General features: G+C 61.5%; 8 protein-coding genes and 2 pseudogenes. 1 reads left to right on the top strand and 9 read right to left on the bottom strand.

All coding sequences use genetic code 11. The features are described from left to right. Positions 1-79 precede the first annotated feature (79 nt). Together PZL22_RS27985 and PZL22_RS27980 are read right to left on the bottom strand one after the other, a co-directional pair. Positions 80-520, bottom strand: coding sequence for a potassium channel family protein (locus PZL22_RS27985; RefSeq protein ID WP_017264029.1), 441 nt, complete (start codon positions 518-520; stop codon positions 80-82). Between the two features lie 307 nt (positions 521-827). Next, positions 828-2,897, bottom strand: a complete 2,070-nt coding sequence (locus tag PZL22_RS27980; RefSeq protein WP_127700948.1) for an ATP-dependent helicase — start codon at positions 2,895-2,897, stop codon at positions 828-830. 165 nt (positions 2,898-3,062) lie between these two features. Here PZL22_RS27980 and PZL22_RS27975 point away from each other — a divergent pair. Beyond that, positions 3,063-3,315: pseudogene (locus PZL22_RS27975) on the top strand (ribbon-helix-helix domain-containing protein). A gap of 111 nt (positions 3,316-3,426) precedes the next feature. Here the strand turns inward: PZL22_RS27975 and PZL22_RS27970 are convergent. The 7 genes and pseudogenes from PZL22_RS27970 to PZL22_RS27940 form a co-directional block, all read right to left on the bottom strand. Next, the gene (locus PZL22_RS27970) at positions 3,427-4,074 is read right to left on the bottom strand and encodes a glutathione S-transferase family protein (protein ID WP_010968191.1); all 648 of its coding nucleotides are present in this window, start codon (positions 4,072-4,074) and stop codon (positions 3,427-3,429) included. Between the two features lie 107 nt (positions 4,075-4,181). Next, on the bottom strand, positions 4,182-4,958 hold the full coding sequence (locus PZL22_RS27965; RefSeq protein WP_284718721.1) for an aminoglycoside adenylyltransferase family protein: 777 nt from the start codon (positions 4,956-4,958) through the stop codon (positions 4,182-4,184). 132 nt (positions 4,959-5,090) lie between these two features. After that, positions 5,091-7,124 carry an aldo/keto reductase gene (locus PZL22_RS27960; protein WP_127700950.1) on the bottom strand — a complete coding sequence of 678 codons (2,034 nt, stop codon included), beginning with the start codon at positions 7,122-7,124 and terminating at the stop codon, positions 5,091-5,093. Next, a pseudogene (locus tag PZL22_RS27955) lies at positions 7,121-8,285 on the bottom strand (ABC transporter ATP-binding protein). Before PZL22_RS27955 ends, PZL22_RS27960 begins: the two are co-directional and overlap by 4 nt. A gap of 56 nt (positions 8,286-8,341) precedes the next feature. Beyond that, positions 8,342-9,193: a carbohydrate ABC transporter permease gene (locus PZL22_RS27950; RefSeq protein WP_127700952.1), complete on the bottom strand. Its 852-nt coding sequence runs from the start codon at positions 9,191-9,193 to the stop codon at positions 8,342-8,344. Next, positions 9,193-10,077, bottom strand: a complete 885-nt coding sequence (locus tag PZL22_RS27945; RefSeq protein WP_284718806.1) for a carbohydrate ABC transporter permease — start codon at positions 10,075-10,077, stop codon at positions 9,193-9,195. The genes PZL22_RS27950 and PZL22_RS27945 overlap by 1 nt, the downstream gene beginning before the upstream one ends. Before the next feature lie 77 nt (positions 10,078-10,154). After that, complete coding sequence (locus tag PZL22_RS27940) at positions 10,155-11,423, bottom strand: ABC transporter substrate-binding protein (RefSeq protein ID WP_127700956.1); 1,269 nt, start codon at positions 11,421-11,423, stop codon at positions 10,155-10,157. Between the last annotated feature and the right edge of the window lie 223 nt (positions 11,424-11,646).

Here is an 11,646-nt window from a genome sequence, read left to right as displayed (position 1 = left end):
ACTCTCGTCGCACTCCAACAGATCTACGTGACGTCTGAGGCGTTCATGTGCAGCCTCTCATTCGTTGGGCTCTGGTCTGTTACTTCGGGTCGTCGCGCCAGATGCGCTCGACGGCGATGAAGGTAAAAGACGCCGACCAGGCAATCAGAACGAGCCCATTCAGGCCCTCCAGACCGGCGAGAATTCGCATGTCGCCTGTCGCGTAGACATCGCCGAATCCCATCGTGCTGTAACAGGTCAGCGAGAAATAGAAGAAGTCTGTGGCGCTTGAGCCTGCCAGCCCTGCAAGTGAACCGAACTCAGGATGATAATGCATCCAGGCAAAAGCCAGAGCGTAAAGGCCTACGCCGAAGAGGTGAGCCACAAAGGCTGACCCGAGGAAAACGACCATTTCAGCTCGTTTTGAAAGCACTTTGCGTCGACGCAGGATCGCTACGCCGGTCATGATTTCAAAATGAGTGGCGCTCGTTACGATGATGAGTGCGGCGGAAAGCAGACAGACCAACACAATCCCTGGCACTTATCAACCTCGCCCTGTGCTTGCCGCAGTATGATAGGCGCTTACCTTCAAACGCACCAACTCGACTCGACGACGCTGGTACAGCCACCATAGCAGGACATATTGCGGATTGGGAGTTTCGGTCTATCGGGCCCATCCCTGTGTGTTGCCGTTGCCGAGGCTGACGGTGTAGGCAATAGCGGGTGTAAAGGATAATGCATCCCGGAGTCAGCGCGGTCCGCCGAGCATTTCCCCTTAGCTCTAACGGGCACCCCCTTCGAAGCGCCGTCAGAGGACAGCCACTGCACCAACCACGCATTGCTGAACTCTACCGCCACATGGTGCGCATCCGGGCTGCGACATCGATGCGGATCTGCTTTGCGCTACGCTCGGAAACATTGGGGCTGGCGACTGGCCAGTTTGCACTCTCGAAGAACTGAAGCAATGTCGCGGGGATGAAGCGTGTGCGGCTTGCGTAGACATGGCGGTCACCCTGCGCGTGCTGACCGCCGGTGAAGAAGCGTTGCGGCACCATCAGCGTCAGTTGGTCCTTGGCGCGTGTCATACCGACATAGAGAAGTCGCCGCTCCTCCTCCAGTTCGTGGCTGGTGCCTGTCGCCAGGTCTGACGGAATGCAACCGTCGACCACGTTGAGCATGAAGACGGAGCGCCATTCCTGCCCCTTGGCCGAATGGATGGTCGAAAGGATAAGATAGTCTTCGTCGAGTAAAGGCACGCCAGCCTGGTCGCTCGTCGCGTCCGGCGGATCGAGCGTCAACTCCGTGAGGAAGCGCTCGCGGCTCGGATAGCCTGCGGCGATCTGCTCGAGTTGCACGAGGTCGGCCCGGCGCGTTTCGGCATCCTCGTGTATTCGCTCGAGATGCGGTTCGTACCACACCCGTGCCATCTCTATTTCCGTCGGCCATGCGGAACCGGGTTTGCGCAGGGCCTGCAGCAACTCGACCAAGGACATCCAGTCCGTGCCGCTCCTCGGCGGAGCTGGGACTTCGCCAAGCGCCATCAACGGCTCGGGATCGGCCGCAATCGTGTCCAGGATCTTGCCCGCGGTCTGCGGGCCGACTCCCGGCAGCATCTGCAGGAGCCGGAAGCCCGCGACGCGGTCACGTGGGTTCTGTGCAAAGCGCAGCACGGCCAGCATGTCCTTCACGTGGGCGCTGTCGAGGAACTTCAAGCCTCCGAACTTTACGAAGGGGATGTTGCGGCGGGTCAGCTCCACCTCAAGGGGGCCGCTGTGGCTCGAGGTGCGGAACAGGACGGCCTGCTGTTTCAGGAGCATCCCGGATTCACGATTGGCAAGCACCTGCTCGACGATGCAGTTCGCCTGATCGGCCTCGTCCTTCACCGTCAGCAGCTTGGGACGTTCAGCCGACTCGCGGTCCGTCCAGAGGTTCTTGGTGAAGCGTTCCCGCGCCAGGTCGATAACCCCGTTGGCGGCTGCGAGGATCGGCTGGGTCGAGCGGTAGTTGCGGTCGAGCGTGACGATCTCGGCCGCCGGCGCGAATTGCTTCGGAAAGTCGAGAATGTTGCGGACCGTCGCCGCGCGGAACGAGTAGATCGACTGCGCGTCGTCGCCGACGACCGTCAAGCCGCGCCCGTCGGGCTTCAGGGCCAGCAGCACCGAAGATTGGAGCTTGTTGGTATCCTGATATTCATCGACGAGGACATAGTCGAACCGGTTGCCGATATCGTCGGCGAGGGAGGCATCGCTGACCATCTGCGCCCAATAGAGAAGCAGGTCATCGTAGTCGAGGACGTTCTGCGCCTGCTTGGCCTCCACGTAGCCGGCAAACAGCTCCTGCAACTGTTGTTCCCAGCCAGCTACCCACGGGTACCAAGTGCGGAGCACTTCATTCAGTCGCATTTCCGCGTTCACTGTCCGCGAATAGATCGCCAGACAGGTGCCCTTGGTCGGAAACCGACTTTCCGTCTTCGAGAAGCCGAGTTCGTGGCGTATCAGGTTGATCAAGTCGGCGCTATCCTCGCGGTCGTGAATGGTGAACTCCGCATTCAGTCCGATCTGTTCGGCATAGATTCTCAGCAACCGTGCGCCGATACCGTGAAAGGTCCCCGCCCATGAAAGGGCGTCCGTCATCATTCCGGAACTGCGGCCGAGCACCTGTGCGCAGATACGCTCGACGCGGCGCGACATCTCAGCCGCGGCCCTCCGCGAGAAGGTCATCAGGAGAATGCGGCGGGGGTCGGCCCCGTTGACGATCAGGTGAGCAACGCGATGGGCCAAGGTGTTGGTCTTCCCGGAGCCCGCTCCGGCGATGATCAACAGCGGGCCTGCTTGGGCGCCTTCTTCTGCTCCGATGCCATATTCGACTGCGCAGCGCTGTCTCTCGTTCAGTTTCTCCAGATGGGTCGCCGTCGCCATTCACGTACCTCGATAAGCTCTTTGATGTCCGGCCGCGGCCTTAAGAACGGAGGGGGAACATACAAGCCCGAGCGGCCGTTGGAAAGTGGGGCGTTCGCATGCGCATTTGCCGCGTTGTGCTCGCGAGTTCTTGCCAATTCCTGCCAATCCCTATGGTCTTGTCGCATGGGCACGATAAACATTTCCCTGCCGGACCAGCTAAAGAGCCTCGCAGATGAGCAAGTCGCCGGACGAGACTGTGGGACTAGCAGTGAGTATATCCGGGAATTGATACATCGAGACCAGGAACGCCTCGTATTGCGCAGGCGCCGGAGCCTCGTCGGCACGGACCGTCCCTGCCCACGCGGATTACTTCACCAGTCTGCGCGACCGGACCCGTGGTCTGCAGGGCAGTGAAGAAAGTTTCCCCGGGGACTAGCCCGCAGTACCGCTTGTAAGTAAACGGCCGACGCCGCTTGGCCAACCGTCAAGCTCCAGGCGCACGGCTGCAAGCACGCCGCGTAAGGCACTGGGCAAGCGCGGACTTTCGTCAGGCGGTCGGTGCGGCGGTGAAAACCGCCAGTTGAGCGACGAAAGCGCGCTTGTATGCGGGCCGAGCTTTGCCGCGGGCCACATAGGCCGAGAGGTTCGGATATTCCTCAAGTATGCCCGAGCCCTCCAATCTGCGCAGCACCGTCACCATTAGGAGGTCACCGGCGCTGAACGCCCCGTCGAGCCAGTCGGCGTTGCCAAGTCGGCCGGAAAGTTCGCCCAGCCGCTTGCGGATGCGTTCGTCAATGAAGGGCAGGCGCTGCTCGTACCAGGTCTCGTCTTCCAGGTACTCGGCGACCTCGCGATCAACGATCGGCGGCTCCACGGTGTTGAGCGCGGCGAACATCCACGTGATCGCGCGCGCCCGGGCATTCGCATCGTCCGGCAGCAGGCCCGCATGGCGCTCCGCGATATGGAAAACGATGGCCCCTGACTCGAACAAAGCGAGATCGCCTTCTTGATAGGTAGGAATCTGCCCGAAAGGATGGAGCGCGAGATGCGCGGGTTCCTTCATCGCCTTGAACGAAAGAAGGCGAACGCCGTAGGGCTGGCCCACTTCTTCGAGCGCCCAGCGAACGCGCATGTCACGCGCCATGCCCTGGCCGCCATCGGGCGACCGCTCAAAGGCGGTAATGGTAATAGTCATGCTGCTCTCCATAGCTTGTCCGTCTTGAAGACGGCCGGCCAAACGAGATTCCGACACCCTGATACCATAAAGCGGAAGAAGCTTCTTGGCAGCTTCCGACCCAAGCTTCATAGGAGTTCTAATACCCGCTGGCGCAGAAGTGTTGCTGTCCGCTCGGAAGCAGACTGCCGATTTCCCCAGTCGTCCCTGACCTTGCCCAGATAGGCCTCACGCGCATGGATCAGCGTGCCAGCCTCCTGGTCGGGCATCTGGTTTGCCGCCCATGTGGCTGCAGCATCCTTGGTGATGAAGTCACCGGTGGCCGATGTACGCCACATGCGAGCAAGGGTCAGCAAGACGTTCCGCTCGTCCCCCTGTAGACTGTCGACCAATAAGGGGAGTGCATCGCGCATGGCGCGGCGAACTTGTTCCGGCGGAATCGAGGGCAGAAACTCCTTTGCATCGGGACCGAAGAGTGGAACGGCCTCTTGTCGCGCCTGCGCAAGCACCAGCGTATTTTCCGGATCGGACACGGGAACCGGGAGTTCTTCGGATTCAAAGGCCTCCCGCAACCATTCGCCATAGATGAATTCAGCCCGAACAGGAAAATTCGGTGTGGCGATATCTGCCCGCAGAAACACCATCAGTTCGATGCATCGGGGAGTTCCGACCGCACGCGGATGACGACCGGAAATCCGCAGCAAAGCCGCCAGAAGATCGCGACGCTGTTCGTCGGCCACGGGGCAGTCGACGATGGCGAGGAGGTCGACGTCACTCTGCGGTCGCAAGCCACCCGAAACTGCCGATCCATGCAGATAAACCGCAAGAAGCGCCTCCCGAAGAATGCTGCGGATGGTTTCTGTCGCTGCCAGTGCCTGGTCAATCTGCTGTCTGTCCGCTCTCATTGCTGGGCTCGATTTACTTGGAATATGGCAAGGAAGCGTACCAAGCTGTTCAACTGATATGAAGACTCCTGTGGTGCAAAGCAGACCTCCCATGCGCAGCCGGCGCCGGAATTGGGCGCAGATTCGTTTGGATCAAGCCGCACTCGACTCGCCCGGGTCACCATCGCGCAGCCACTGCACGTCACCCGGGGAGAGCGTAACCGAGAAAGCGTCGAGGCTGTGGTTGAGCTCGGCGAGCAAGCGCGGGCCGATCAGCGGGATGACACGGCCTTTCTGCGCCAGAACATAGGCGAGCGCTATTTGAATGGGGTCTTTGCCGAGCTTGCGCCCGAGTGCGATCGCCCGGTCTCGCCGAGCGAAGTTGCCTTCGGAATACCAGGAGCGGGCGAGTTCCAAATCGTCCAGCTTGCCGCGGCCTGCACGGTCGGTGAAGAAGCCGCGCGCCTGGCTCGACCAAGCGAAATTGGTGACGTCATTTTCCTCCAGCCAGCGCATCCAGGCGTCGTCCGAGGACGAGATGCAGCCAGCCCAGACCGGCTGGACCATCTCGGCCAGCGAGAAATTATTGGAAAGCACGCTCGGTTTCGTCTTGCCCGCACGCTCGGCGTAGGCGATTGCCTCTTCGAAGCGTTCGCGTGTCCAGTTCGAACCGCCAATCGGGCCCCGGATGCGGCCGGCCTTCACCTCCGCGTCCATGGCGTCGACGAATTCGCCGACGGGGATGTCCGGATTGTCGCGGTGCATGAAATAGATGTCGACATAATCCGTGCCCATTCGCTCGAGACTGCTCGTCAGTTGCTTGCCGATCACGTCCGGATAGCAGAGCGGACTGTGCGCGCCCTTGGCGATGACGACCGTTTCCTGGCGAACGCCGCGGCTGCGCATCCACTCGCCGACGAGCCGGTCCTGCAGGCCATTGCCGTAGAGAAACGCGGTATCGACCAGATTGCCGCCCGCCTCGAAAAAGGCATCGAGTACGATGGCGGCGGATGAGAAGGTCGAAAACTCCATGAGGCCGAGCGCAGCAAGCGAGATCTCCTTCTGCAGGCCGTCGATGCGGCCGCTCCGCACGAGACTCGTCTTGCGGGCAAGCTTGTCGCCGCGCACCGTCCGGGTCCGCGTGGTGTGTTTCTCGCCTTCGTATTCCAGACCGATCGCCGCACGCCACTTGTCCATCACACGCAGATTTCCGAGTGTGTCGGCCCGGCTCATGCCCGGATATGCAAACTCCGTGCGACCCGCCCGGATCGCGTCGCCGGCGGCCTCGACCTCGAAGCTGTAGAGATGGCGCGGCTCGACGAGCGGGACTTCCTCCTGGCGGCCGTCGGCGTGGACAATGCGGATGATGCTGGTGCCTCCCGGCTTACCGCCCGCGAACCAGAATTGATCGACCTCGATGCGGCCTTTTGTGCCGAGGATCCGCAGCACGTTTTCCTGCTCGAGAGACACCGAGCAGGAAAGCTCGGCGATGATGCCATTCGGGAAGGAGAGGAGGCCAGAGGTCCACTCGTCGACGCCCGTCCGGCCAAGATGGCCGAGAGCCGTCACCTCGGCCGGCTCCATCACGCCCGATGACGTGCCGATGCCCGCAATAAGGCGTGCCATGGAGGTGGTGTAGCCGCCCACGTCCAGTATGCCGCCGCCCGCCATTTCATTGGAGAAGAGGCGATGCCCCTCATCGAAGGGCAGCTTGGCAAAACCGAAGCTCGACTGGATCTTGCGCACGTCGCCGACCATGCCGTTCTTCACGAGCTCGACGATCCTGGCGGTCAGCGGGTGAAGCCGATACATGTAGGCTTCGGCCATGAAGGTGCCCGCCTTGCGGGCGGCCTCGAACATGGCGTCCGCCTCCGCTGTCGACAGACCCATCGGCTTCTCGCAGAGCACGTGCTTGCCCTTTTCGGCGGCCTTGATCGCCCATTCCGCGTGAAGCGGATGGACCGTCGCGATGTAGACCGCATCGATTTCCGGGTCGTCGATCAGTGCATCGTAGCCGTCGACGATGCGCGCGCCCGGGAAATCCTCCGCAAGGCCGGACTTTGCCGGATTGCGGGCGCCGATCGCGACGACCTTTCCGTTGGCGGATTGCAGCGCGCCGGCGAAGAAGTCCTTCGCGATGGTGCCGGGGCCGAGAATGCCCCAGCGGATCCTGGTCGGTTCGTTCATATCGTACCTACTTTGGTTTGGTTTGAATGGATGGCCTTACGGACCGTCACTGTGCGCTGGCCGTCGCCGGCGAAGAGATAGGCGTCGTGCGGATCGATCGAGAGCGACACAGGGGCATCAGCGGCTATCGGCGTCACCTGGCCGATCTGCACCGTGACGTTGCCGGTGCCGCTCTCTGAACTGACGCATTGCAGGGCGCCAGCGTCGACATAGAGGATCGTTTCGCGGCCGAGATGTTCGACGAGGCGTACCTTGCCGGAGATCGCAGCCCGCGTGGTATCGTCACGGGAGAGGCGGATATTCTCCGGCCTGATGCCGAGCGTAGCCCTGTCGCCAGGCTTGAGGGCCACGCCATCGGCCAGCGACACGGTCATGGGCGCAAGACCGGGTGCCGAGATCGCGGCCGTCGCACCGGAGACACGGTCGACAGTCACGTCGAAGAAATTCATGCGCGGCGCGCCCAGAAAGCCCGCGACGAAAAGGTTTGCGGGGTTGCGATAGAGGTCGAGCGGTGAACCGACCTGTTCGATCGCGCCGCGGTTCAGCACGACGATGCGGCTCGCCATCGTCATCGCCTCGACCTGGTCGTGCGTGACATAGATCATGGTCGCGCCGAGTTCGGCATGCAGGCCCGATAGCTCCACGCGCATCTGCGTTCGCAACGCCGCATCGAGGTTCGACAGCGGTTCGTCGAACAGGAAGACGTCCGGCGAGCGCGTAATTGCGCGTCCGATCGCGACGCGTTGGCGCTGTCCGCCGGAGAGCTGCTTCGGCCGTTTGTCGAGCTGGTCCGTGATCCGAAGTATCTTCGCTGCGCGCGCGACGGCGGCGTCGATCTCCTCCTTCGGACGCTTCGCCATGCGAAGCCCGAAGCCCATATTTTCTGCGACCGTCATGTGGGGATAGAGGGCATAGGACTGAAAGACCATGGCGATGCCGCGATCGCCCGGTTCTTCCTTCGTCACATTGCGCCCGCTGATCAGGATCTGCCCAGAGGAGATCGTCTCGAGTCCGGCGATCGTCTTCAGGAGGGTGGACTTGCCGCAGCCAGACGGCCCGACCATGACGATGAACTCGCCTTCCTCGACGGAAAGGTCGATTCCGCGAAGGGCATGGTAGGCCGTAGCTCTTCTCGATTCGGTGAAGTTCAAGGCTCTTCATGGCGTTACGCTCGTTTTGGTTCCTGGGCTTGGCATGGATCGGCGAGGAAGCTGCAGTCATCCCTTCACGGCTCCCATGGTAAGTCCTGCGATGAAATGTTTCTGCATGAGGAAGAACATGACGACTGGCGGCACGGCGACGATGATCGTGCCGGCCGAGATCAGGTTCCAGGCGGAGACCCATTCGCCGCGCAGGTTCGCAAGGCCTGCCGTCACCGGCTTGACGTTGTCGCTGACCGTCAAGACCACCGCCCAGAAGTAGTCGTTCCAGATGAAGGTGAAGAGCAGGATGGCGAGCGCCGCCAATGCCGGCCGGACGAGGGGCACGACGACGTGGATCAGGGTCTGGAAGGGTGTCGCACCTTCGGCACGCGCGGCCTGGAACAGTTCGTCGGGCAACGCGGCGATGAAGTTGCGCATGAAGAGCGTCGCGAAACCGGTCTGGAAGGCGACGTGAAAGATGATAAGCGCCGTCGTCGTGTCATAGAGGTTCAGCCTCACCATGAGGTCGCGCACCGGAATCATCATGATCTGATGCGGCAGGAAATTGCCGCCGACGAAGAGCGCGAAGATCAGCATGTTGCCGGGGAAGCGGTAACGCGCGAGCACGAAGCCCGCCAGCGTCGAAAGGCTCAGCACGCCGATCACCGAGGGAATGGTGATGACGAGGCTGTTGAGGAAATAGCCCGCCATCGGCGTCTGCGTAAAGACGGCCGTGTAGTTCTCGACGACGGCGATTTCCGTGGGCCAGCCCCAGAGATTGCCGCTCATCACGTCCGCCATTGAGCGGAATGAGGTAAGGATCACGGCGAAGAGCGGCGCAAGCCAGATGATGAGGATCGCTCCGATAAGCGTCATGTACAGCCTGCGGCTCGCATGCGCCGTTTCGGGAACGGGACGGGGGTACATCAGGCGCCCCTTTCTTCCGCGCGGATGATGCGCGTGAGGTACCAGGTGATGAAGACGGCCATGATCACGAAGAGCACCGAGGCAATCGCGGCGCCATAGCCGAAGCGGTAGGAAAAGATCGACTGTTCGAACATCTGGTAGGCCAGCACGGACGACGAGCCGAAGGGGCCTCCCCGCGTCATGACCGAGATCATGTCGAAGGAGCGCAGCGCACCCACCACCGTCACGGCGAGTGCGATGAAGGTGACTTGTGTCAGTTGCGGCAGCACGATGTGGCGCAACATGTTCCACCCGCGCGCGCCGTCGACGCGGCCGGCACCGACCAGTTCCTCGCTCAGGTTGTTGAGTCCGGCCAGGTAGAGAACCATGCAAAAGGCGATCTGCGGCCACAGGGCGGCGATGACTATGGCAAAAGTGACTAAATGTTCGTCCGACAGCAGGGCCGGAGCGTTCGCCCCGAATGCTCGGAAAATGAGCGCCAGTAGTCCGAACTCCGGAGTGTAGACCCAGGTAAAGACCACGCCGACGGCCACCGAGGCGAGCACCAGCGGTATGAAGAACATCGATTTGACCACGCGCATCCCCTTGATCTTCTGGTTGACCAGTAGCGCGATCGCGAGCCCTATCGGCGGCGCGAGCATGAACATGACGAGCCAGATGAGGTTGTTCTTAAGCGAGACGTAGAATTGCGGATCGTTTATCAACTCGCGGTAATTGCCCAGGCCGATCCAGATCATGGGACCGAAGCCATCCCAGTCGTGCAGGCTGATCCACAGGCTTTGGACGGAGGATGCCAGGATAACGACGGCGAAGAGGATCGCGCCGGGCAGGATCAGGAGTGTCGGGGTCAACCACCAGCGGTGGCGGCGCCAAAGGCTCGTCATGCATGGAAGTCCCTGTTCATGGGGAATGAAAGGACCGGGACCGTAGCAGCCCAGCCCCGATGCTATTGAGGAAGGTCTCAAAGCTTGAAGATCCGCCGGCGAGTTCCTTCGAGCCGCTGCAGGATGGCGTCCCGGCGCTCCGGTCGTGCCATGAACTCTTGGAAGCCGACAAGACCGGCCTGAGCCATGTCAGGATCGGTGTCCCGATCGTAGAATTGCGAGGTGCCGGCAACTGCTTTGAGGCTCTCGACGGCGGCGTTGACGAGCGGATCCTTGCTTGGCGGCAGGTCGTTGCGCGGCGGAACATTGCCGCCCGGTTCCAGATAGGCGGCCAGATTCTCCGGCTTGTAGAAATGTGTCAGGAATTCGCGCGCGCCCGGCTTGTTCTTGGCGTTTGTCGGAATGTGTACGGAGTTCAGCGAGAATTCCTCATAGCGGCCGAGGCCATCCTCGATCACCGGGAAGGGAGCGAAGGTAAGTTGCGGCAAGTCTTGTTGAGGGAAGGCCGCCCGTACAAACGCGCCGAGGTTCATCATTCCGGCCCGCTTCTGAGCGAGGAAAGCGCCTGCCTCCTGCCAGCCGAAGGAGGTATGGTCGGGCGTGAAGAAGCCCTGCTTGATCAATTCTTCCCAATGTTCGAAGACCGGCTTCAGCGTCTCATCCGTGTAGGCCATCTCGCCGTTCATCAGCGCGAAACGCTTGTCGAGACCATTGATACGGAGGTTCATCTGGTCGAACCATCCGGCCGCTGGCCAGAGGTCCTTCGTGCCCATGGCGACCGGCGTCAGGCTCGCACTCTTGCACTTCTCGCCGAAAGCAAGGAGATCGTCCCAGGAAGTGGGAACCTTCAGCCCGTGCTCGTCGAAAACGTCCTTGCGGTAGAACATGCCCCAGAGGGTGCCGCCTGTCGGCAGGCCGTACTGCTTGCCCTCGACCGTCACCGAACCGGCGGTAGCGCCCAGCACATCGGCGTATTTCTCCTTTTCGAAAAGGTCGGAGATGTCGTCGAACAGGCCGCGCGTCACGAAGGCGCGCATGCGGTTGCCCGAAAACCAGAAGCAGACGTCCGGCGCACCGGCGACGAGGTAGTTGCGGATCGCCGTTTTGTGGGCCTCGTGGTCCATATTGTTGACGACGACCTTGGTGCCGGCCGCCTTTCCGAAATCGGCTGCAATGCGCCGCAGAACCTCCGCCGTATTGGCATTGCTCTCGGCGGAGATGATCGTCACCTCGCTCGATTGCGCGAGAGCGGGAATTGGAAACCCGCTCAAGGCGGTGGAAACCCCGGCGGTGCCCTTGAGGAACGTACGTCGGGACAGGCTGCGCTCAATCCAATTGAAAGTCACTCGATAATCCTCCCTGGAATGGCTCGATCGAGGCGCTCGCCCCGTCTCCTCCCAGGGCTGGCCGCCGGCAAAAAGGATCCCCGCGCCGGCGACGCAATGCGTCGCCTGCATTCACTGTAGGGATTTCTGCATTTCGGCCGATCGCGGGTGATGCCCGGTTGATCGGCGCGCTCAGTTATGCATAGTCGGGAGAACGAGGCAATATTTAATTTACAAAATAAAA

Source organism: Ensifer meliloti, from assembly GCF_030064585.1.
Classification (GTDB): Bacteria; Pseudomonadota; Alphaproteobacteria; order Rhizobiales; family Rhizobiaceae; genus Sinorhizobium; species Sinorhizobium meliloti.
Note: the sequence above shows the minus strand (reverse complement) of the source record. Positions and strands in the feature narration are given on the sequence as shown.